The organism is Micromonospora sp. NPDC048930 (assembly GCF_043197935.1).
Classification (GTDB): domain Bacteria; phylum Actinomycetota; class Actinomycetes; order Mycobacteriales; family Micromonosporaceae; genus Micromonospora.
The window spans coordinates 207,703-228,558 of the sequence record NZ_JBICUB010000006.1 but is presented as its reverse complement, the minus strand read 5'-3'; the positions used below and the strand labels follow the sequence as shown (position 1 = coordinate 228,558).

19 protein-coding genes and 1 tRNA gene are annotated in these 20,856 nt (G+C 72.4%); 6 read left to right on the top strand and 14 right to left on the bottom strand.

Annotated features, from left to right (window positions below):
• Positions 1 to 110: 110 nt before the first annotated feature.
• From polA to ACGFI9_RS17965, 8 genes are all read right to left on the bottom strand, one after another.
• Positions 111 to 2,810, bottom strand: coding sequence for a DNA polymerase I (gene polA / locus ACGFI9_RS18000; RefSeq protein ID WP_393179106.1), 2,700 nt, complete (start codon positions 2,808 to 2,810; stop codon positions 111 to 113).
• Positions 2,811 to 2,914: 104 nt separating this feature from the next.
• Complete coding sequence (locus ACGFI9_RS17995) at positions 2,915 to 3,625, bottom strand: ABC transporter ATP-binding protein (protein ID WP_393179105.1); 711 nt, start codon at positions 3,623 to 3,625, stop codon at positions 2,915 to 2,917.
• Positions 3,615 to 4,535 carry an ABC transporter ATP-binding protein gene (locus ACGFI9_RS17990; RefSeq protein ID WP_393179104.1) on the bottom strand — a complete coding sequence of 307 codons (921 nt, stop codon included), beginning with the start codon at positions 4,533 to 4,535 and terminating at the stop codon, positions 3,615 to 3,617. The genes ACGFI9_RS17995 and ACGFI9_RS17990 overlap by 11 nt, the downstream gene beginning before the upstream one ends.
• Complete coding sequence (locus tag ACGFI9_RS17985) at positions 4,528 to 5,685, bottom strand: branched-chain amino acid ABC transporter permease (protein ID WP_393179103.1); 1,158 nt, start codon at positions 5,683 to 5,685, stop codon at positions 4,528 to 4,530. Before ACGFI9_RS17985 ends, ACGFI9_RS17990 begins: the two co-directional genes overlap by 8 nt.
• Positions 5,682 to 6,632 carry a branched-chain amino acid ABC transporter permease gene (locus ACGFI9_RS17980; RefSeq protein ID WP_393179102.1) on the bottom strand — a complete coding sequence of 317 codons (951 nt, stop codon included), beginning with the start codon at positions 6,630 to 6,632 and terminating at the stop codon, positions 5,682 to 5,684. The genes ACGFI9_RS17985 and ACGFI9_RS17980 overlap by 4 nt, the downstream gene beginning before the upstream one ends.
• 95 nt (positions 6,633 to 6,727) lie before the next feature.
• On the bottom strand, positions 6,728 to 7,888 hold the full coding sequence (locus tag ACGFI9_RS17975) for a branched-chain amino acid ABC transporter substrate-binding protein (protein WP_393179101.1): 1,161 nt from the start codon (positions 7,886 to 7,888) through the stop codon (positions 6,728 to 6,730).
• Between the two features lie 258 nt (positions 7,889 to 8,146).
• Complete coding sequence (locus ACGFI9_RS17970) at positions 8,147 to 9,316, bottom strand: hypothetical protein (RefSeq protein WP_393179100.1); 1,170 nt, start codon at positions 9,314 to 9,316, stop codon at positions 8,147 to 8,149.
• A 103-nt stretch (positions 9,317 to 9,419) separates the two neighbouring features.
• A complete protein-coding gene (locus ACGFI9_RS17965) occupies positions 9,420 to 10,034 on the bottom strand; it encodes an ANTAR domain-containing response regulator (RefSeq protein WP_123241985.1) in 615 nt (204 codons plus the stop codon).
• 93 nt (positions 10,035 to 10,127) lie between these two features.
• Between ACGFI9_RS17965 and ACGFI9_RS17960 the strand changes: the two genes are divergently transcribed.
• Both ACGFI9_RS17960 and ACGFI9_RS17955 read left to right on the top strand, forming a co-directional pair.
• A tRNA-Leu gene (locus ACGFI9_RS17960) sits at positions 10,128 to 10,203 on the top strand.
• Between the two features lie 30 nt (positions 10,204 to 10,233).
• A complete protein-coding gene (locus ACGFI9_RS17955) occupies positions 10,234 to 10,983 on the top strand; it encodes a transcriptional regulator (RefSeq protein ID WP_393179099.1) in 750 nt (249 codons plus the stop codon).
• A gap of 53 nt (positions 10,984 to 11,036) precedes the next feature.
• Here the strand turns inward: ACGFI9_RS17955 and ACGFI9_RS17950 are convergent, their stop codons facing one another.
• The gene (locus tag ACGFI9_RS17950) at positions 11,037 to 12,194 is read right to left on the bottom strand and encodes a trans-sulfuration enzyme family protein (RefSeq protein ID WP_393179098.1); all 1,158 of its coding nucleotides are present in this window, start codon (positions 12,192 to 12,194) and stop codon (positions 11,037 to 11,039) included.
• 102 nt (positions 12,195 to 12,296) lie between these two features.
• Between ACGFI9_RS17950 and ACGFI9_RS17945 the strand changes: the two genes are divergently transcribed.
• The 4 genes from ACGFI9_RS17945 to ACGFI9_RS17930 all read left to right on the top strand — a co-directional run bounded on the left by ACGFI9_RS17945 (position 12,297) and on the right by ACGFI9_RS17930 (position 16,058).
• Entirely contained in the window at positions 12,297 to 12,779 is a 483-nt protein-coding gene (locus ACGFI9_RS17945; RefSeq protein ID WP_393179097.1) for an Lrp/AsnC family transcriptional regulator, read from the top strand.
• A 46-nt stretch (positions 12,780 to 12,825) separates the two neighbouring features.
• Complete coding sequence (locus tag ACGFI9_RS17940) at positions 12,826 to 13,836, top strand: LLM class flavin-dependent oxidoreductase (protein WP_393179096.1); 1,011 nt, start codon at positions 12,826 to 12,828, stop codon at positions 13,834 to 13,836.
• 232 nt (positions 13,837 to 14,068) lie between these two features.
• Positions 14,069 to 15,544: a pyridoxal-dependent decarboxylase gene (locus tag ACGFI9_RS17935; RefSeq protein ID WP_393179095.1), complete on the top strand. Its 1,476-nt coding sequence runs from the start codon at positions 14,069 to 14,071 to the stop codon at positions 15,542 to 15,544.
• A 118-nt stretch (positions 15,545 to 15,662) separates the two neighbouring features.
• A complete protein-coding gene (locus tag ACGFI9_RS17930; RefSeq protein ID WP_393179094.1) occupies positions 15,663 to 16,058 on the top strand; it encodes a hypothetical protein in 396 nt (131 codons plus the stop codon).
• Positions 16,059 to 16,091: 33 nt separating this feature from the next.
• Here the strand turns inward: ACGFI9_RS17930 and ACGFI9_RS17925 are convergent, their stop codons facing one another.
• The 5 genes from ACGFI9_RS17925 to ACGFI9_RS17905 form a co-directional block, all read right to left on the bottom strand.
• Entirely contained in the window at positions 16,092 to 17,075 is a 984-nt protein-coding gene (locus ACGFI9_RS17925; protein ID WP_393179371.1) for a sulfite exporter TauE/SafE family protein, read from the bottom strand.
• A 145-nt stretch (positions 17,076 to 17,220) separates the two neighbouring features.
• Positions 17,221 to 17,691, bottom strand: coding sequence for an RrF2 family transcriptional regulator (locus ACGFI9_RS17920; RefSeq protein ID WP_393179093.1), 471 nt, complete (start codon positions 17,689 to 17,691; stop codon positions 17,221 to 17,223).
• 86 nt (positions 17,692 to 17,777) lie between these two features.
• Positions 17,778 to 18,665: an acyl-CoA thioesterase gene (locus tag ACGFI9_RS17915; protein WP_393179092.1), complete on the bottom strand. Its 888-nt coding sequence runs from the start codon at positions 18,663 to 18,665 to the stop codon at positions 17,778 to 17,780.
• 55 nt (positions 18,666 to 18,720) lie between these two features.
• Positions 18,721 to 20,169 carry a pyruvate kinase gene (pyk, locus tag ACGFI9_RS17910; RefSeq protein ID WP_393179091.1) on the bottom strand — a complete coding sequence of 483 codons (1,449 nt, stop codon included), beginning with the start codon at positions 20,167 to 20,169 and terminating at the stop codon, positions 18,721 to 18,723.
• A gap of 266 nt (positions 20,170 to 20,435) precedes the next feature.
• Positions 20,436 to 20,801, bottom strand: a complete 366-nt coding sequence (locus tag ACGFI9_RS17905) for a YciI family protein (RefSeq protein WP_393179090.1) — start codon at positions 20,799 to 20,801, stop codon at positions 20,436 to 20,438.
• Positions 20,802 to 20,856: the final 55 nt, after the last annotated feature.

The window sequence follows — 20,856 nt, the reverse complement described above, 5'->3', positions numbered from 1 at the left end:
GTCCCCGCCCCGGTGACGCCGCCCCCCGGCGACGTGGAGTCGGTCACCGGGCGGGGAGGCGGTGGGCCTCGACGCCGACGGGGGCCCGCCCCGGGGCGGGCCGCCGTCACTCAGTGGTCGGCGCTGTTCCAGTCCCGGCCGTCGCCGACGGACACCTCCAGCGGCACCGACAGCGGGTAGGCGTCGCCCATCCGGGTGCGGACCAGGGCCTCCAGCGTCTCCCGCTCGCCCGGCGCGACCTCGAAGACCAGCTCGTCGTGCACCTGCAGGAGCATCCGGGAGCGCAGCCCGGCCTCGCGCAGCGCGGTGTCGACGTGCAGCATGGCGACCTTGATGATGTCGGCCGCCGAGCCCTGAATCGGGGCGTTGAGCGCCATCCGCTCGGCGATCTCCCGGCGCTGCCGGTTGTCGCTGACCAGGTCGGGCAGGTAGCGCCGGCGGCCCAGGATGGTGGAGGTGTAGCCGTCCTGCCGGGCCCGGGCCACCACCTCCTGCAGGTAGTCGCGGACCCCGCCGAACCCGGCGAAGTAGTCCTCCATCAGCCCGCGCGCCTCCTCGGTGGTGATCCCGAGCTGCTGGGACAGGCCGAACGCGCTCAGCCCGTACGCCAGGCCGTAGTTCATCGCCTTGATCTTGCGGCGCTGGTCGGCGGTGACCCGGTCGACCGGCACGCCGAAGACCGAGGAGGCGGTGGCGGCGTGGAAGTCGTGCCCGGAGTTGAACGCCTCGATCAGCGCGTCGTCCGAGGACAGGTGCGCCATGATCCGCATCTCGATCTGGCTGTAGTCGGCGGTGAGCAGGCAGTCGTAGCCCTCGCCGACGACAAAGGCACGCCGGATCCGCCGCCCCTCCTCGGTGCGGATCGGGATGTTCTGCAGGTTGGGCTCGGTCGAGGAGAGCCGGCCGGTGGCCGCCACGGTCTGGTTGAACGTGGTGTGGATCCGCCCGTCGTCGGAGACCGACTTGAGCAGCCCGTCGACCGTCGACTTGAGCTTGGCGACGTCCCGGTGCCGCAGCAGGTGCTCCAGCACCGGGTGCGGCTGCTGGGCGTAGAGCCACTGCAGAGCGTCGGCGTCGGTGGTGTAGCCGGTCTTGATCTTCTTGGTCTTGGGCAGGCCCAGCTCGCCGAAGAGGATCTCCTGGAGCTGCTTGGGCGAGCCGAGGTTGAACTCCCGCCCGACCGCCTCGTACGCGCCCTGGGCGGCCTTCTTCACCTCGGCGGCGAACTGGGCCTCCAGCTCCGACAGGTAGTCGGTGTCGGCGGCGATGCCGGTGCGCTCCATGGTGGCGAGGACCCGCATCAGCGGCAGCTCGACGCCGGCCATCAGCCGGGCGGACTGCTCGCCGTCGCGGGACAGCTCGGCGTCGATCGCGTCGGCCAGGTCGAGGGTGGCCCGGGCGTGCAGCATCAGGTTCTGCTCGGCCTCGCCGTCGTTGCCCAACCCGTCCAGGGTGAGCTGGCCGGTCTCCGGCGCGTCGACCCGCAGCTCGCGGTGCAGGTAGCGCAGCGCCAGGTCGGTCAGGTCGTACGAGCGCTGGTCGGGTCGGGCCAGGTAGGCGGCGATCTGGGTGTCGCGGGCGATGCCCTGCAGATCCCAGCCGTGCGCAGCGAAGGCCAGCACCGCCGGCTTGCTGTCGTGCAGCACCTTGGGGCGGGCAGCGTCGGCCAGCCAGCCGGCCAGGGCGGCCTCGTCGCCCGCGTCGAGGGTGGCCGGGTCGAACCAGGCGGCCGCCCCGCCGGCGGTCGCCAGGGCCATACCGGTGACCGAGGCGGTGTGCCGCCGGTTGGGACCGGTGTCGAGCTTCACCGCCACGCCCACCGGAGTGCCGGCCGGGGCGTGGGTCTCCAGCCAGCCGGCGAGCGCGCCGGGCGCGGTGAGCACCGCTCCGGCCAGCTCGAAGCCGGCCTCCGCCTCCGGCTCGACCGCCTCCAGGTACTGGTAGAGCCGGTCGCGCAGGATGCGGAACTGGAGGGTGTCGAAGACCTGGTGCACGGCCTCCCGGTCCCAGCCCTGCCAGCGGGTGTCCTCGGGGCGCAGGGGCAGCTCCAGGTCGGCGACCAGGCAGTTGATCTCGTAGTTGCGGATCACGTCGGCGAGCCGCTCGCGCAGGCTGTCGCCGGCCTTGCCCTTGATCTCGTCGGCATGGGCGATGACGCCCTCCACCCCGCCGTACAGGTTGATCCACTTGGCCGCGGTCTTCGGGCCGACGCCCGGGATGCCGGGGAGGTTGTCGCTGGTCTCGCCGACCAGGGCGGCGAGGTCGCGGTAGCGGTCCGGGCCGACGCCGTACTTCGCCTCGACCGCGGCCGGGTCCATCCGGGCCAGGTCGGAGACGCCCTTACGCGGGTAGAGCACGGTGACGCGCTCGCCGACCAGCTGGAACGCGTCCCGGTCGCCGGTGGTGATCAGCACCTCCATGCCCTGGTCGCGGGCCTGGCAGGCCAGGGTGGCGATGACGTCGTCGGCCTCGTACCCCTCCTTCTCCACCACCGGCACCCGCAGCGCCGCGAGGACCTCCTTGACCAGGCTGACCTGGCCCTTGAAGTCGGTCGGGGTCTCGCTGCGGCCGGCCTTGTACTCGGCGTACTTCTCGGTGCGGAAGGAGCGGCGGGAGACGTCGAAGGCGACCACGATGTGGGTGGGCTGCTCGTCGCGGAGCACGTTGATCAGCATCGAGGTGAAGCCGTAGACCGCGTTGGTCGGCTGCCCCGTGGTGGTGGAGAAGTTCTCCACCGGCAGGGCGAAGAACGCCCGGTATGCCAGGGAGTGTCCGTCGACGAGGAGCAGGCGGGGGGTCGTAGCTGTCACGGCAGCGACTCTAGTCCGTGGGCCCGACAAGCCGGGGATGGCGGCACCGTAAAGCCGGCGGCCGGCCGCCCGCGAGGGACGACCGGCCGCCGGAGGGTACGGCCTCAGGCCACGCCGAGGTACGCCTCCTTGACCGCCGGGTCGTGCAGCAGGTCCCGGCCGGTGCCCTCCTTGACGATCCGGCCGGTCTCCAGCACGTAGCCCCGGTGGGCGCGGGAGAGCGCCTGCTGGGCGTTCTGCTCCACCAGCAGGATGGTGGTGCCCTGCTCGTTGATCCGCGTGATGATCTCGAAGATCTGCTGGATCAGCATCGGCGCGAGCCCCATCGAGGGCTCGTCGAGCAGCAGCAGCCGGGGACGGGCCATCAGCGCCCGGCCCACCGCCAGCATCTGCTGCTCACCGCCGGAGAGCGTGCCGCCGGCCTGCTTGCGCCGCTCGGCGAGCCGGGGGAAGAGGTCCATGACCATCTTCATGTCCTCGGCGATGCCCGACCGGTCCCGGCGGGTGTACGCCCCCATCTCCAGGTTCTCCAGGACGGTCATGCCGGGGAAGACGCCCCGGCCCTCGGGCGCCTGCCCGATGCCCCGGGCCACCCGCAGGTCGGCCCGCATCCGGGTGACGTCCGTGCCGTCGAAGACGATCGAGCCGGACGCCACCGGGCGCAGCCCGGAGATGGCCCGCATGGTGGTGGTCTTGCCGGCGCCGTTCGCGCCGATCAGCGCCACCACCTCGCCCTCGTTGACCGTCAGGCTGATCCCGTGCAACGCCTGGATCCGCCCGTACAGCAGGGTCAGGTCCTTGATCTCAAGCAGCATCGGTCGGCACCCCCAGGTACGCGGCGATCACCTTCGGGTCCTCCCGGACCTCGGCCGGCAGCCCCTCGGCGATCTTCTTGCCGAACTCCAGCACGACGATCCGGTCGGTGACGCCCATGACCAGCCGCATGTCGTGCTCGATGAGCAGCACGGTAGTCCCGTTGTCCCGGATCTTGCGGATCAGGCCGAGCAGCTCCTCCTTCTCCGCCGGGGTGAAGCCGGCGGCCGGCTCGTCCAGGCAGAGCAGGGTGGGATCGGTGGCCATCGCCCGGGCGATCTCCAGCCGGCGCTGCTCGCCGTACGAGAGGTTGCGGGCCAGGTCCCCGGCGCGGCGCTCGATGCCGACGAAGCGCAGCAGCTCGTACGCCTTGTCGCGGCCCTGCCGCTCCTCCCGCCAGTGCCGCGGCAGCCGCAGCATCGCCGAGATCACGCTGGTCTTGTGGTGGGCGTCCGCGCCCACCATCACGTTCTCCAGCGCGGTCATCTCCGGGAAGAGCCGGATGTTCTGGAACGTCCGGGCGATGCCCGCCTTGGTGATCCAGGACCGGCGCTTGCCGTTGGTCCGCTGCCCCTTGAACCGGATCTCGCCCTCGGTGGGCCGGTAGACGCCGGTCATCGCGTTGAAGCAGGTCGTCTTGCCGGCGCCGTTCGGGCCGATCAGGCCGAGGATCTCCCCCTTGTAGAGGGTGAAGGCGACGTCGTTCAGGGCGACCACACCGCCGAAGCGGAGGGTGACGTGGTCGACCTCCAGCAGTGGCTCCCGCCCGGCCGGGGCGGTCTCCCCGGGGGTGGACTCCACCGGGGTGTCCGGGCCGGACTCCGGCGGGGTGCCGACGGTGCTGCGACCGTCGTCGGCGATGTCCCGCTCGCTGGTCTCGTCCCGCTCGCTGTGCATCTGCGGCTCACTCATTGGGCACCGTCTCCTGGGGGACCGCTTCCTTGCGCCGGTCGGCGAACTCTGCCGCCCGGCGCCGGTTGGGCACCAGACCCTGCGGCCGGAAGATCATCATGACGATGACCACCAGGCCGAAGACCAGGATCCGGTACTCCGCCGCGTCGAACTCGACACCGATCAGGTCGCCCACGCCGCGCAGCCACTCCGGCAGGTACCAGGTGATCGCACCACCGACGATCGCGCCCTTGATGTTGCCCGCGCCGCCGAGGATGACCGCGGCGAGCACCAGGATCGAGTTCTCCAGCAGGAAGCTGTCCGAGTTGATGAACGTCTGCTTACCGGCGAATATCGCACCGGTCAGCCCACCGACCCCCGCGCCGATGGCGAACGCCCACAGCTTGTACTTGAACGTCGGCACGCCCATGATCTCGGCGGCGTCCTCGTCCTCGCGGATCGCCACCCAGGCCCGGCCGACCCGGCTGTTGGCCAGGTTCCGCATCGCGAAGATGATCACGATGATCACCGTGAGGATCAACCAGTAGTAGGGCTTCGAACTCTCCACGCCGAACAGCGCCTTGCCGTCCGCGCCGGTGCCCGGCGGGTGCGGAATCTGCGGGATACCTCGCTGGCCCTGCGCGATGCCCTCGTTGCGGGCCGCGTACAGGCGGATCATCTCGGCGAAGCCGAGGGTCACGATCGCCAGGTAGTCGCCGCGCAGCCGCAGTGTCGGGCCACCGAGGATCACGCCGGAGACCATCGCCACCACGATCGCCACCGGCACCGCCGCCAGCCACGGCCAGTTCGTCCCGAACCGGCTCTCCGGCGAGGTCAGCAGCGCCACCGTGTACGCGCCGACCGCGTAGAAACCGAAGTAGCCCAGGTCCAGCAGGCCGGCGAAGCCGACCACGACGTTCAGGCCCACCGCCAGCAGGACGAAGACCGAGGTGTCGAAGAGCACCGTCGCGAAGTCCGAGCGGGTGGTGTAGAAGGCGAAGTAGTCGCTGCCGATCGGGAAACCGAGGTACTCGTAGAACCACCGGTTGGGCAGGATGTAGAGGAAGACCACCAGCGCGGCGAGGCCGGCCCAGCGGACCTGCTTCGGCATCGCGTCCCAGCGGCTGCGGAACGCCGCCATGCGTCCGGTCTTTTCCGAGGTGGCGGTCATGCGCGCGACCTCCCGAGAGATTCGCCGAGCAGGCCGGTCGGCCGGAACATCAGCAGCACGATCAACAGCACGAAACCGGTGAAGTCCTTCCAGTCTCCACCGAACAGGCCGGCGGCGTAGTTCTCCACCACCCCGAGCAGCAGACCGCCGAGCAACGCGCCGCGCAGGTTGCCGATGCCGCCGAGCACCGCGGCCGAGAAGGCCTTGAGCCCGATCAGGAAGCCGACGTTGAACTTGGTGAACCCGTACCGGACGTCCCACAGCAGGGCGGCCACGCCGGCCATCAGGCCACCGAGCACGAACACCAGCAGGATGACCCGGTTCTTGTTGACGCCCATCAGGGCGGCGGTGTCCGGGTCCTGGGCCACGGCGCGGATGCCGCGACCGAGCCGGCTGCGGTTCACGAACTGGTCCAGCCCGATCATCATGATCAGCGTGACGCCGAGGATCAGCAGCTGGAGGTTGGTGATCTCGGCCCCGAAGAGGGTGAAGACCGTCTTCTGCGGGATCAGGTCCGGCATGCCGTACGGGGCGCGCTCGGTGCCGATGCCGAACGACTCGGAGAGCACGAAGGACGCGCCGATCGCGGTGATGAGGAAGGCCAACGGCGGGGCGTTGCGGCGGCGCAGCGGCCGGTAGGCGACCAGTTCGACGACCACGGCGGTGGAGGCCGAGGCGACCATCGCGACGGCGAGGCCGGCGAGGATCGCCACGATCAGCGGGCCGAACGCGGGGGCGGGGCTGTTCTGGTCGTAGCCCAGGGCCTCCCAGGTCCACAGGGCGGTGAAGGTACCGACCATGAAGACCTCGGAGTGGGCGAAGTTGATCAGGCGCAGGACGCCGTACACCAGGGTGTAGCCGAGAGCGACGAGCGCGTAGATCGCGCCCTGTTCCAGCCCGGTGATGGTCAGCGCCGGGAAGTTCCCGAAGAGCTCATCGAAGTTCAAGAGGGGGCTCCAACTGTGCGGCCAAGCGGTGCGGCCGGGAGGAAATCACTCCCGGCCGCACGCCTGGTGTCCCGTGGCGGGACCGGACGGACCGGTCAGGCCTTGGGGATCTCGATGTCGGGGACGACCTGGCCCGCGTTCACCTTGAACGCCCAGACGATGACCTGGGCCGGGTCCAGCTCGCCGTTGGACTCGAACTTGTAGGTCACACCGGTGGCGGCACCGGTGCCGCTGTAGCTGTTGATGAAGGAGTTCAGGTCGGCCCGGCTCGTCTTACCGGCCTTGATGCCCTCGAGCATGATCCGGGTGATGTCGAACGACACGTCGGCGTAGGTGCCCGGGTCGACGTTGAACGCCGTCTTGTAGTCGGTGACGAAGCTGCCCTTGGCCTTGGTGGCCGGCGCGCACGGGCAGGTCAGGATGGTGCCCTCGGCGACCTGCTGGCCGGCGACCTTGATGAAGTTGGAGTCGTTGACGCCGTCGCCGGCGATCATGGTGCCCTTCCAGCCCGCACCCTTGAGCTGCTTGAGCAGCAGGCCGGCCTCGGTGTAGTAGCCACCGAAGAAGAGGGCGGTCGCGCCGCTGCTGGTGATCTTGGTGACCACGGCGGAGAAGTTGGTCTGCTTGACCTGGATCTTGTCGTAGCCGACCGGGGTGCCGATGACCTTCTTGACCTCGTCGGCCAGGCCCGCGCCGTACGCCGACTGGTCGTCGACGACGTACACCTTGTCGGCCTTCAGCACGTTCTTGATGTACCGACCGGCGGCCGGGCCCTGGGAGGTGTCGTTACCCACGCCGCGGTGGAAGATCTTCCAGTTCTTGGTGCTCAGGCTCGGGCGGGTCGCCGACGGGGTGATGGTCGGCAGGCCGGCCGCGTCGAAGATCGGGTCCGCCACCTCGGACTCACCCGAGAAGCCCGGGCCGATGATGCCGACGACCTTGCTGTCGCCGACGGCCTGCTGGGCCAGGGCCGGGGCCTTGGCCGGGTCGCCCTGGGAGTCGTACTGCTCCAGCTTGACCTGGCAGTCCTTGTTGTCCTTGTTGTACTGCTCGATGGCCAGCTGGGTGCCGTTGCGCATGTGGATACCGAGACCCGCAGCGTCACCCGTCAGCGCGCCGAAGAAGCCGATCTTCAGGTCGCAGGCGGCCTTTCCGCCGCCCGCCTCACTGCCGCTGTCGGCCTTGCAGGCCGCGCCACTGAAAACGAGCGCGCCGATGGCCACGCCACCGAGCACCCGTGCGAGCTTCTGCCTCACGGCTCGTACCCTCCTCCGTCCGAAGGCCCGGAACCACCCACCGCGAATTGGACCTTGCGGGGGCTGGCCGGACCGACCGCGATCCCGGTCTGGGGCGGGACGTTATCCCACCTGGGAGCGGGAAGGTAGACCTGCGAGACGGGGTTGACCTAACCGTTACGTTGAGTGGCCGGATTCACAGATGTGCTGTAACACACGGGTCCATGCGACGGGAAAATCGGACATCCGACACCCGGCGGAAACAGGCTGGTGAGAGGGTCAGCCGGGGCTCCACGATCCGCCCGCCGACCACACCGATGCTCGCGAACCGTCATCCACCAGCAACACCACGGAGTCACCGGACCCGGCCACCGCCACCGACCGGTCGGCACCCGCCGGCACCCCGGCCGGCAGCACCACCGGGGACCACCGCCCGCCGTCCGGCGAGAACCAGCCCGCGCCCGTCGCCCCACCCGCGACCACCGCGAACGCGCCGTCGGACCGCGCGGCCAGCCCCCACACCCGGCCCGGCCGGTCCGTCCCCGCGCCGCCGAAGCCACCGCCCGGCCGCCAGCCGTCGCCGTCGGCCAGCCAGGCGCCCAGGCCGTCCCCCCGCCGGCCCACCGCCACGGTGCGCTCCCCCACCCGGACCACCCGCTGCAGATCCTCGAAGCCGTCCCCGGCGGAGAGCACCGCGCGCCGCCAGCTCCGCCCGTCCGCGGAGGTCCACACCGCCGGATCCGATCCGGTACGCCCCGACGGCAGCACGGAACCCACCACCAGCCAGCCCGCCGGCACCGCCACCCCGTCCGCCGCCCAGGGCCGGCCCGCCACGTCGGCCGCCAGCCCCGGCACCGCGCTGACCAACCGGAAGTCCGTCCCGTCCGGCGAGACCCAGGCGGCTGCCCCGGTGGCCCGGTTGCCCGAGATCAACCACCCCCGCGGACCGCCCGCGATCCGCCCCACGTTCACCGCGTCCTGGCCGCCGAACACCTCGAACTCGGCCGGCACCTCCACCAGCGAACCGTCGGCCACCTGCCGCCAGGTGCTGATCCGGGGATTGCCGTGCACCCCTCCGGTCTTGCCGCCGACCGCGGCCAGCCGGCCGTCCCGGCAGCCCGCCGCGGTCAGCACGTTCTCCACCCCGTACGGGCTGCGCGGCACCGGCCGCAACGCGGTCCAGGTCACCGCGTCGGCGCTGCTCCAGGCGGCCGGCCGGGTGCCACCGGACCCGTCGACCACCGCGCCGACCACGAACCAGCGGCCTTCACAGGCCGTGACGTCCCGCAGCGCCAGCCGGCCGGCGGCGCCGGGCGGGACGGGCAGGGTGACCGGCTGCCAGGCCGGCCGTACCGGCGTGGGCGCGGGCGTGGGCGCCGCCCGGCCGGTCGAACGGCAGGCGGCGAGCAGCACGACGAGCAGGCCGAGCACCGCCACGCCACGCCGCATGCCGGCGATCGTATCGACCGCCGACGACGGGTGAAACCCGTCGAACCCCGGCGTCTGCGCGCGCCGGACCGACGCGGCGTGGGCGCCACGCGGTCGGGGAAGGTCAGGAGGCGGGCTGCGCCACCTCGCCGCCGGCGGTCTCCGCGAGGATCCGCTCGGCGACCTCCTTCATCGTCATCCGGTGGTCCATCGCGGTGCGCTGGATCCACTTGAACGCCTGCGGCTCGGTCATCCCGTACGTGGTCATCAGCGCGCCCTTGGCCCGCTCCACCGTCTTGCGGATCTCCAGCCGGTCGGTCAGGCCGGCGACCTCCGCCTCCAGCGCGGCGATCTCCGAGTAGCGGGACAGCGCGATCTCCACGGCCGGCACCAGGTCGCTCTTCTGGAACGGCTTGACCAGGTACGCCATCGCGCCAGCCGCCCGGGCCCGCTCCACCAGGTCGCGCTGGCTGAACGCGGTCAGAATGATCACCGGGGCGATCCGGGCGCCGGCGATGCGCTCGGCGGCGGCCAGCCCGTCCATGATCGGCATCTTGATGTCGAGAATCACCAGGTCGGGCTTCAGCTCCTCGGCGAGCTTGACGGCGGTCTCGCCGTCACCGGCCTCGCCGACCACCTCGTAGCCCTCTTCGACCAGCATCTCGGCCAGGTCCAGCCGGATGAGCGCCTCGTCCTCGGCGATCAGTACCCGCCTGCGCTCGGTCTCCGTCTCGGCCACAGCCACTCCCACCAGTTCGAACCCGACACCCGCCCTGCCGGGTGTCGCCACCCCTAGCCTAGTGGGTAACCTGTGCAGGCCGAGAAACTGAAGGCCCCTGTAGTCCAACGGCAGAGACGATGGTTTCAAAAGCCATAAAGTGTGGGTTCGAATCCCACCGGGGGCACCAAATGTCGTACGGGCGTTCGAAGATGGGCCTGTGCATCCACCCGAGATACGTGCCCGAGCACGGCAGGTCTTCCTGTCCGGCGGCACCGTCGCCGAAGCCGCCCGCAGTGTCGGTCTGAATTACCGCACGGTCTGGCACTGGTGCCGGGACCGGCCCGTCCCTGTCGTTCAGGGCACCGCTCTGCGCTGTTTCCGCTGCCGCGACAACGTCGATGTTCCGGCAGATCCCGCTGCCTACGCCTACCTGCTCGGCCTGTACCTGGGCGACGGGCATCTCGTCACCACCGCCCGGGTGCCGGTACTGCGGATCTCCTGCAGCAACAGTTGGCCGGGCCTGATCGACGCGTGCGACGACGCCATGCGGGCGGTCCTGGCGGAGAAGGTGCAGCGCGTTCAGCAACAGGGCTGTGTCAATGTGCAGAGCTACGGCAAGCACTGGCCGTGTCTGTTCCCGCAGCACGGCCCGGGCATGAAGCACGAACGGCAGATCACCCTGGCCGACTGGCAGCAGAAGATCGTGGAGGAGCACACCGGCGACTTCCTGCGGGGCCTCTTCCATTCCGACGGCTGCCGCTTCGCCAACCGAGTCACCGTCCGCGGCAAGCAGTACGTCTACCCGCGCTACATGTTCACCAACGAATCGACCGACATCATGGGCCTCTGTCAGTGGGCCCTCGACCTGCTCGGCATCGCTTGGCGAATGAACCGCCGCAACTCGCTGTCGGTCGCGCGGCGGGACGCGGTGGCCGCGCTGGACCGCCACGTCGGCCCGAAGTCCTGACGACGGCAGCACCTCCGGGCCGAGCGACGGGGTGGCCGAGGGCCGAGCCGCCGTCAGATCACCGACAGCGCCTGCTCCAGGTCCGCGCGCAGGTCCTCCGGGTCCTCCAGCCCGACGGAGACGCGCAGCAGCCCGCCGCCCGGCTTGGCGTGGCCCTCGACGGGCCGGTGGGTGAGCGAGGCGGGGTGCTGGATCAGGGTGTCGACCCCGCCGAGGGAGACGGCGTGGGTGATCAGGCGGCAGGCGCCGGCGACGGCGGCCGCGGCGGGGGCGCCGCCGCGTACCTCGAAGGCGAGCAGGCTGCCGGTGCCGGACAGCTGGCGGCCGACCAGGCCGGCGGGGTCGTGCAGCGAGGGGTGGTGGACGCGCGCGACGCCCGGGTGACCGGCGAGCCAGGCGGCGAGCTTCTCGGCGCCGGCCTGCTGGGCGCGGACCCGCAGCGGCAGGGTCTGCAGGCCGCGGTGGAGCAGGTACGCGCCGAGCGGGTGGAGGATCGCGCCGGTGACGGCGCGGACCTGGCGTAGCCGGGTGGCCCAGGTGGGGTCGCAGGCGACGATGCCGGCGAGGACGTCGCCGTGGCCGCCGATGCTCTTGGTGGCGCTGTGCAGGACGAGGGCGGCGCCGTGCCGGGCGGGCTGCTGGAGCACCGGGGTCGCGACGGTGTTGTCGACGAGGAGCGGGACGTCGCCGGCGGCGGTGGCGAGGGCGGCGATGTCGACGAGGTCGAGGGTGGGGTTGGCCGGGGTCTCGACGACGACCAGGGCGGTGTCGGGGCGGACGGCGGTGGCGATCTCGTCGGGTCGGGCCCAGGTGACGTCGGTGCCGAGCAGGCCGGTGGCGAGGACGTGGTCGGTGCCGCCGTAGAGGGGGCGGACGGCGACGACGTGGCGTTTCCCGTCGCGGGTGGCGGCGAGCAGGGTGGCGGTGAGGGCGGCCATGCCGCTGGCGAAGGCGACGGCTTCGGCGGTGCCTTCGAGTTCGGCGAGGGCGGTCTCGAAGCGCGCCACGGTGGGGTTCCAGAGCCGCTGGTAGACGGCGCTGGCACCGGCCGGGAGGGTGCCGCCGGTGGCGAGGGTCTCGTACGCGTCGCCGCCGTCGGTGACGGACGGGAGCGGGTTGGTGGTGGAGAGGTCGATGGGCGGTACGTGGACGCCGAGACCGGCGAGGTCGTCGCGCCCGGCGTGCACGGCTCTGGTGTCCACGGCGGTCATGGCCGGAAGCGTCGAACATGCGACCGGCGGGGGGCAAGAGGAGCGAAGAAGATTCTGACGCAGCGGGTTCCTGCATCGTGAAGTTCGGTGGATGATGGTGGCATGCCCCTCGCACCGAATGATGTACGGCCGCCGTTCGCGGCCCTGGACGACGTGGACCGCGCGATCCTGACGGAGTTGGCGGCGGACGGCCGGTTGCCGAACAACGCCCTGGCCGAGCGGGTGGGGGTGGCGCCGTCGACGTGTCTGACGCGGACCCGGGCGTTGCGCGAGTGCGGGGCGATCCGGGGCTTCCACGCGGAGGTGGATCCGGCGGCGGTGGGCCTGCCGTTGCAGGCGTTGGTGTCGGTGCGGTTGGCGGCGCACGAGCGGGCGGTCGTGGACGCGTTCCGGGCCCGGTCGGTGCGGCTGCCGGGGGTGGTGTCGGTGTTCCACGTGGCGGGCGCGGAAGACTACGTGCTGCACGTGCGGGCGGCGTCCGGGGACGCGTTGCGGGACTTCGTGCTGGATCATCTGGCGGTGGATCCGGCGGTGCAGCACACGCAGACGAGTCTGATCTTCGAGCAGGCGCGCGGTATGGGCTAGGGCACGGTGCGGAACAATTCCGGCGTCCGGCGGGTTGGTCTCTGCCGTGATCGACGTACCGTTGTCTGTTCTTGATCTTGCTCCGGTGACGGCCACCGGCAGTGCCGGGGAGGCGCTGAGGCACACCACCGAGCTGGCCCGCCGGACCGAGGAGCTGGGCTACCGCCGGTTCTGGGTGGCCGAGCACCACAACATGCCGGCGATCGCGAGTTCCGCCCCGGCGGTGCTCCTCGCCCACCTGGCCGCGCACACCTCGACGATCCGGCTCGGTTCCGGCGGGGTGATGCTGCCCAACCACGCGCCGCTGGTGGTGGCCGAGCAGTTCGGCACCCTGGAGGCGTTGCATCCGGGTCGGATCGACCTGGGCATCGGTCGCGCGCCGGGCACCGACCAGGTCACCGCGCTGGCGCTGCGCCGGTCCATGGAGGGGCTGTCGGCGGAGCATTTCCCCCGCGAGCTGGCCGACCTGATGAACTACTTCAGCGGCGCCGAGCCGGGTCCGATCACCGCCACCCCGGGCAAGGGGCAGTCGCCCGCGGTCTGGCTGCTCGGGTCGAGCGGGTTCAGCGCCCAGCTCGCCGGCCTGCTGGGGCTGCCGTTCTCGTTCGCGCACCACTTCAGCGCGCAGAACACGCTGCCCGCGCTCCAGCTCTACCGGCAGAGCTTCCGGCCGTCGCAGTGGCTGGCGAAGCCGTACGTGATGGTCGCGGTCAACGCGGTCTGCGCGGAGACCGACGAGCGGGCGGGGTGGCTGGCCGGGCCGGCCGGGTTGTCGTTCCTGAAGCTGCGCTCGGGGCGGCCGGAGCCGCTGGTCACGCCGGAGGAGGCGGCGGCCTACCCGTACAACGAACTGGAGCGGGAGTTCGTGCTGCAGCGGCGGGAGGGGCAGGCGACGGGTTCGCCGGAGACGGTGGCCCGGCAGCTCGGCGCGCTGCTGGAGCGCACCGGCGCGGACGAGCTGATGCTGACCACGATGGTGTACGACGTGGCCGACCGGGTCCGCTCGTTCGAGCTGATCGCCGAGCAGGTGGCCGGCGGCCTGCGCCGAAACGACTGAAACACGCTCTTCATAGCCACGTCACCCCACCGTCGCGGAGCGCGCATAGCTTTATCCCCGGTGGTGGTACGGCATTCCCGGTCGGGACGGGTCGGGAATGCCGCGGTGTGGTGCACCGGGTCGCCGGCGGAGCGGGTTCCGCAGCCGGCGACCCGGTGCCTGCTTGTGCGGGCCGGTAGCGGTCACCGCCTCTCCCCTTGCCCCGGCCCGGCCCACCTGATCGACTCCAGACATGGCTGAGCACATGGACCCGGAGGAGTTCCGCCGCGCCGGGCACGCCGTGGTGGACTGGATCGCCGACTACTGGACGACGCTCGGGAAGCGGCCGGTGACCTCACAGGACCCGCCCGGCGCGGTGGCCGCCGCGCTGCCGGCGGGGCCGACCGCGCAGGGCGAGCCGGTCGAGGCCGTCCTGGCCGACCTGGACCGGCTGGTCGCGCCGGGGCTGACCCACTGGCAGCACCCCGGGTTCTTCGGCTACTTCCCGGCCAACACCTCCGGGCCGAGCGTGCTGGGCGACCTGGTCAGCGCCGGCCTCGGCGTGCAGGGGATGCTCTGGGCCACCGGCCCGGCCTGCACCGAGCTGGAGACGGTGATGCTGGACTGGCTCGCCGACCTGCTGGACCTGCCGCAGCGGTTCCGCTCGACCGGCCCGGGCGGCGGGGTGATCCAGGACTCGGCCTCCTCGGCGGCGCTGGTCGCCACGCTGGGCGCGCTGCACCGGGCCAGCCGGGGACGGTGGCGGTCCGTCGGGGTCGACCGGCGCTACCGCGCGTACACCTCCACCCAGGGGCACTCCTCGATCGAGAAGGCGGCCCGGATCGCCGGGCTGGGCGCGGACGGGGTGCGCACGGTCGAGGTGGACCCGGCGACGCAGGCGATGCGGCCGGCGGCGCTGCGGGCGGCGATCGAGGCGGACCTGGCGGCCGGGGTGGTGCCGGCGCTGGTGGTGGCCACCATCGGCACCACCTCCAGCACCGCCGTCGACCCGCTGCCGGAGATCGGGGCGATCTGCGCCGAGTACGGCGTCTGGCTGCACGTCGACGCCGCGTACGCGGGCGCGGCGGCGGTCTGCCCGGAGCTGCGCTGGTCGCACGCCGGGGTGGAGCACGCCGACTCGTACTGCTTCGACCCGCACAAGTGGCTGCTCACCGGCTTCGACTGCGACGCGTTCTGGGTGGCCGACCGGGGCGAGCTGATCGAGGCGCTCACCGTGCTGCCCGAGTACCTGCGCAACGCGGCCAGCGAGTCCGGCGCGGTGATCGACTACCGGGACTGGCAGGTGCCGCTGGGCCGCCGGTTCCGGGCGCTCAAGCTCTGGTTCGTGCTGCGCTGGTACGGCGTCGAGGGGCTGCGGGCGCACGTGCGCTCCGGGGTGGCGCTGGCCGACCGCTTCGCCGGGCTGGTGGCCGCCGACGACCGGTTCGAGCTGGCCGCGCCGCACCCGTTCTCGCTGGTCTGCTTCCGGCTGCGGGCCGGCGACGAGGTGAGCGCCGAGCTGCTGCGCCGGGTGAACGACACGGGCCGGGTGTTGCTGACCCACACCCGGATCGAGGGCCGGTACGCGCTGCGCCTGGCGGTCGGCTCGCCGCTGACCACCGAGGAGCACGTCGACGGGGCGTGGGAGCTGCTCTCCACCACGGCGACCGACCTGCTGGACGCCGGAGCCCCGACGCCGGGGCGACCCGCGTCCCCGCCCGGCGCATGACGGCCGGCCGACGGGGGTAGAAGGACATCACTGTGCCCGGACGCACCAGGGGCGCGAACCCCGCGCCGCCGCCGGCACCACGCGGACTCGTCATCCGAGAAGGAAGGAGGCCGGTCCCATGTTCCCCGCATCCCGTTCGGCGCCCACCGCCCCGCGGATCCCGCGCGAGTACGTGCTGTACCTGCGCAACCGGCTGCTGGAGGCGGAGGCCAGCCTGACCGCCATGACCGACAAGTACGAGCGGACCAAGGCCAGGTTCAACCGCTCCTACGCGCGGCAGGGCATCACCCCCGAGACCGACATCGTCAACTACATCAACGCCAAGTCGATGAACCCGGAGCTGCAGTTCTGGTACGCCAAGGTGGAGCACTTCCAGCGTGAGCTCACCGCCTACAGCGCCGCGCTCACCGGGCTGGAGGCCGCTCACCGGATGTTGAACCCGGACGGCCGCCGGGTACCGGCGGAAGCCCCGCGGGCCGCGACCGCCCGCCGTGGCCTGAGCCGCGCGGGCTGAGACCCGCCCCCGGCCGGTGACCGGACCGGCGAATCAGCCCTCGACGGCGGCCGCCAGGCGCCGTGCCTCCGGCGCGGCGGCCTCAGGCGTCGAGGCGATGGCCGGTTTCGCGGCAGTCGGCGCACCGGCGGCGCGGGCGGCCGCGGCGACGGCCCGCGCCCGGCGGGCCCGCCGCAGCGCCCGGGCGGCCAGCACCAGCGCGACCAGCCAGCCGGCGCCGAGCACGGCGTAGACCACGGCCGGCACGGGGCCGCCCAGCTCGCCGGCGCGCAGCAGGGTCCGGGCGTTGGTCAGCACGATCACCCCGCCGATGGCGGCGCCGAGCAGTTGGGCCGGGACGATCCGGACCAGCCAGGCGGCGATCGGCGCGGCGATCAGGCCACCGATCAGCAGCGCCGCCACGGTGGACAGCAGGAAGCCCTCGGCGCCGAGGCCGAGCAGGAAGCCGGCGCTGGCGGCGCCCGCGACCACGAACTCGGCGGTGTCGACCGAGCCGATGACCTTGCGCGGCGCCATCCGGCCGGAGACCAGCAGCGCCGGGGTGGCGACCGGGCCCCAGCCCCCGCCGCCGGTGGCGTCGACGAAGCCGGCGACCAGCCCGAGCGGGGCGAGGAAGCGGCCCCGCAGCCGGCCGGCCGCCCGGTTCGCGCGCAGCGGCCGGGAGAAGCGGACCAGCAGGTACGCGCCCAGAGTGAACAGGATGGCGGCCATCCACGGCGCGGCGGCCGCGGTGGAGATGGAGCTGAGGAAGGTGGCGCCGGCGAACGCGCCGACCGCGCCGGGCAGCGCGATCCGGGCGACCACGCGCCAGTCGACGTTGCCGAAGCGCCAGTGCGACACCCCGGCCGCCAGGGTGGTGCCGATCTCGGCCAGGTGCACCGACGCGGACGCGGCGGCCGGCGACACCCCGGCGAAGAGCAGCAGCGTCGAGGAGGTGAGTCCGTACGCCATGCCGAGCGCGCCGTCGACCAGCTGTGCGGCGAGCCCGACCAGAGCGAGGATCAGCAGCTTCCGCACCGGCGCCCCCAGACTTTTCGGCATCTCCTATCGACTTGGTCGACAATGCGGCACGGAGGCGCTCCGGTCAATCCTCCATCCGACTGGTGGGACGGACGGCACACGCGGGATCAGCCGCCGCCGGACCGGCGGCGGCCCCGGGCGGTCAGGTCCAGGCGCTCGGGTCGGCGGCCAGCTCGTTGACCCGGGCCGGCAGCGTCCCGCCGGCCACGTCGGCGAGGGTGACCAGTTCGAGGATCTCCCGCTCGCTGGCCCGCAGGGCGATCCACACGTCCTGCAGGGCGCGGGCGGCACCCTGGTAGCCGAGCTGCTCGGGGCGCTGGCCGCGGATGTGCGCGAGCGGCCCGTCGATCACCCGGATCACCTCGGCGAGGGAGATCTCCGACGCGGGCCGGGCCAGCCAGTAGCCGCCCTCCGGGCCGCGCTGGGCGTGCACGATGCCGCCCCGGCGCAGCTGGAGCAGGATGCTCTCCAGGAACTTCGGCGGGATCTCCTGGCTGCGGGCGATCTGCTCGGCGGTCACCGGACGACTCCGTCCGGTCGCCCCGCCGTCGGCCACCGAGGCCAGCTCGGCGGACGCGCGGAGGGCGTAGTCGACCCGGGCGGAGAGACGCATGCCGGCAAGGTTAGTCGGCGGCCCGGCCGCCCGGTTCCGCGCCCCTCGGCCGATCGGTCACCGCCGATCGGCCGCGCGCCCGCCGGTCAGGCGCCCACGCGGCGCAGCAGCCCCTCCTGGACGGCGCTGGCGATGTGCCGGCCGTCGGTGGTGAACATCCGGCCGGTGGCCAGGCCCCGGGCGCCGGAGGCGGACGGGCTCCAGCAGTCGTAGAGGAACCACTCGTCGGCGCGGAACGAGCGGTGGAACCACAGCGCGTGGTCCAGGCTCGCGCCCACCACCCCGCCGGGGCCCCAGACCTCGCCGTGTACCGACAGCACCGAGTCGAGCAGGGTCAGGTCGGAGGCGTACGTGAGGGCGCAGGCGTGCAGCAGCGCGTCGTCCGGGAGCTTGCCGTCGATGCGCATCCAGACCCGCTGGTGCGGCTCGGCGGGGCGGTCGCCGGGGCGTACCCAGCCGGGCTCGCCGACGTAGCGGACGTCGATCGGGCGCGGGATCTGGCCCCAGATGCCCAGCCGCTCCGGATAGCGGGCGAGCCGGTCGGCCATGGTCGGCACCTCGTCCGGGCCGGGCACGTCCGTCGGGGCCGGCGCGTGGTGGTCGAGCCCCTCCTCCTGCCGCTGGAACGAGGCCGACATGAAGAAGATCGGCTTGTCGTGCTGGAGCGCGACCGAGCGGCGCACCGAGAAGGAACGGCCGTCGCGGACGTTCTCCACCTGGTACTCGATCGGCTCGGCCGGGTCGCCGGGCCGGACGAAGTAGCCGTGCAGGGAGTGCACGAAGCGCTCCGGGTCGACGGTGCGCCCGGCGGCGACCAGGGCCTGGCCGGCGACCTGGCCGCCGTACACCCGCTGCGGACCCACCGGGGGGCTGATCCCCCGGAAGGTCATCTCGCCGGTGTGGTCGAGGTCCAGCACCTCCAGGAGCTGGTCGACCGCCGCCTGGCCAGTCGCCGCCGCCGGGCGGCCGGTCACTGCGCCGTCTCCGTTCGCGACTGCGGGGCTCGCAAACCCGGCTCACTCCTCGCGCTCACTGAAGGGCCCGCGCGGAGGCGGCGTCGACCAGCGAGCCGAGCTGGTGCACCCGCAGGGTGTTGGTGGAGCCGGGGGTGCCGGGCGGGCTGCCCGCCACGATCACCACGTAGTCGCCCGGGTTGGCCCGGTTGAGGCCGAGCAGCGCCTGGTCGACCTGGCGGAACATGTCGTCGGTGTGCGCGACGAACGGCATCAGGAACGTCTCGACGCCCCAGGAGAGGGCGAGCTGGTTGCGCACCTCGGGCACCGGGGTGAAGGCCAGCAGCGGCAGGTCGCAGTGCAGCCGGGCGAGCCGCTTGACGGTGTCGCCGGTCTGCGAGAAGGCGACCATGGCCTTCGCGCCGATGGCCCGGGCGATCGAGGAGGCGGCGACGGTGAGCGCGCCGCCGTGCGTCCGCGGGTCGTGCTGGAGCCGCGGCACGCCGATCGAGCCGGACTCGGTGGTCTGGATGATCTTGGCCATGGTGCTGACCGTGAGCACCGGGTACTTGCCGACGCTGGTCTCGCCGGAGAGCATCACCGCGTCCGCGCCGTCGAGCACCGCGTTGGCCACGTCGGAGGCCTCCGCCCGGGTGGGCCGCGAATTCTCGATCATGGAGTCGAGCATCTGGGTGGCCACGATGACCGGCTTGGCGTTCTCCCGGCACAGCTGCACGGCGCGCTTCTGCACCAGCGGCACCTGGTCCAGCGGGAGCTCGACGCCGAGGTCGCCCCGGGCGACCATGACGCCGTCGAAGGCGAGCACGATCGGCTCCAGGTGGTCGACCGCCTCGGGCTTCTCGACCTTGGCCAGCACCGGGCGGAAGACGCCCTCCTCGGCCATGATCGCGTGGACCAGCTTGATGTCGTCGGCCGAGCGCACGAACGACAGCGCGATCAGGTCGACGCCCAGGCCGAGGGCGAACCGCAGGTCCTCGGCGTCCTTCTCCGACAGGGCCGGCACGCTCACCGCGACGTTCGGCAGCGAGACGCCCTTGTTGTTGGAGACCGGGCCACCCTCGGTGACCAGGACCCGGATGTCGTTGCCCTGCACGTCGCTGACCTCGACCGCCACCCGGCCGTCGTCGATCAGCAGCCGGTCGCCCGGCTTCACCTCCTGCGGCAGCTTGCGGTAGGTGCAGGAGACCCGCTCCTTGGTGCCGACGATGTCGTCGCCGGTGATGACCACCGAGTCGCCGGTACGCCACTCGTGCGGGCCGTCGGCGAACCGGCCGAGCCGGATCTTCGGGCCCTGCAGGTCGGCGAGCACCGCGACCGGCCGGCCGGCCGCGTCGGCGGCCTCGCGGACCAGCCGGTACACCGCCTCGTGGTCGGCGTGACTGCCGTGGCTGAAGTTGAGCCTCGCCACGTTCATGCCCGCCTCTACCAGGCCCCGGATGCGCTCGGGGGACGAGGTGGCGGGGCCGAGTGTGCAGACGATCTTCGCGCGGCGGTTCACGCCCATCAGGCTAGTCTCTCCTCCGGGTCGGCCTGCCGGCCGGCCCCTTTCGGACTGCGGAACAATGTCCGACGACGCGCGGATTCCGCGCAGCGGGCGGCGGGAACCGCACCGGAACGTCGTGAGCGGCGGGCATCGGCGACCGCGCGGCGGAAATCGTACCGCTCGCCCGCACCGCCCGACGCGGTGCTCCCGGGGCGCCGGCGGGGCGACGTGGACCGCATCGACCGGGGCGCGGACGGGCTCCCGGCCCGTCCCGCGCCGGGCGGGCGTCAGCTCTGTGTCTTCGCCAGGGGGAACTCCAGCGAGCCGGCCGGGCAGAGGAAGGTCAGCACGTCCACCCGGTAGAGCCCGGCCTGCACCGCCGGGTCGGCCTCCATCACGCTGCGCACGTCGTCCACGGAGCCGGTACGGGCCAGGCCGAAGCCGATCGGCGGGTCCGGTTCGCGGGCCGGGCCGTCCACCGAGCCGTCGATCAGGATGATGCCGCGCCGGTGCAGCGCCTGCATGTGCTTGAGGTGCTCGGCCTGGAGCTGCTGCACGGTCTCCTCCGGCAGGGCCCGGCCGGACGGCCCCGGGTAGAGCACGATGCACTCGTACGTGTCCAGCGCGAAGTCGACCCGCGGCGTCGCGGCCATGGCGCACCTCCAGGCGTACGTCCCGACTCCGGCCCAGCGTCGCACGGCGTACCCC

What these genes read in the sequence shown, in the direction of transcription:
- ACGFI9_RS17995 (WP_393179105.1), bottom strand. Translation starts at nt 3,625, where the DNA reads ATGCTGCTTGAGATCAAGGACCTGACCCTGCTGTACGGGCGGATCCAG.
- ACGFI9_RS17990 (WP_393179104.1), bottom strand. Translation starts at nt 4,535, where the DNA reads ATGAGTGAGCCGCAGATGCACAGCGAGCGGGACGAGACCAGCGAGCGG.
- ACGFI9_RS17985 (WP_393179103.1), bottom strand. Translation starts at nt 5,685, where the DNA reads ATGACCGCCACCTCGGAAAAGACCGGACGCATGGCGGCGTTCCGCAGC.
- ACGFI9_RS17970 (WP_393179100.1), bottom strand. Translation starts at nt 9,316, where the DNA reads ATGCGGCGTGGCGTGGCGGTGCTCGGCCTGCTCGTCGTGCTGCTCGCC.
- ACGFI9_RS17950 (WP_393179098.1), bottom strand. Translation starts at nt 12,194, where the DNA reads ATGACCGCCGTGGACACCAGAGCCGTGCACGCCGGGCGCGACGACCTC.
- ACGFI9_RS17945 (WP_393179097.1), top strand. Translation starts at nt 12,297, where the DNA reads ATGCCCCTCGCACCGAATGATGTACGGCCGCCGTTCGCGGCCCTGGAC.
- ACGFI9_RS17935 (WP_393179095.1), top strand. Translation starts at nt 14,069, where the DNA reads ATGGCTGAGCACATGGACCCGGAGGAGTTCCGCCGCGCCGGGCACGCC.
- ACGFI9_RS17930 (WP_393179094.1), top strand. Translation starts at nt 15,663, where the DNA reads ATGTTCCCCGCATCCCGTTCGGCGCCCACCGCCCCGCGGATCCCGCGC.
- ACGFI9_RS17920 (WP_393179093.1), bottom strand. Translation starts at nt 17,691, where the DNA reads ATGCGTCTCTCCGCCCGGGTCGACTACGCCCTCCGCGCGTCCGCCGAG.
- pyk (WP_393179091.1), bottom strand. Translation starts at nt 20,169, where the DNA reads ATGGGCGTGAACCGCCGCGCGAAGATCGTCTGCACACTCGGCCCCGCC.
- ACGFI9_RS17905 (WP_393179090.1), bottom strand. Translation starts at nt 20,801, where the DNA reads ATGGCCGCGACGCCGCGGGTCGACTTCGCGCTGGACACGTACGAGTGC.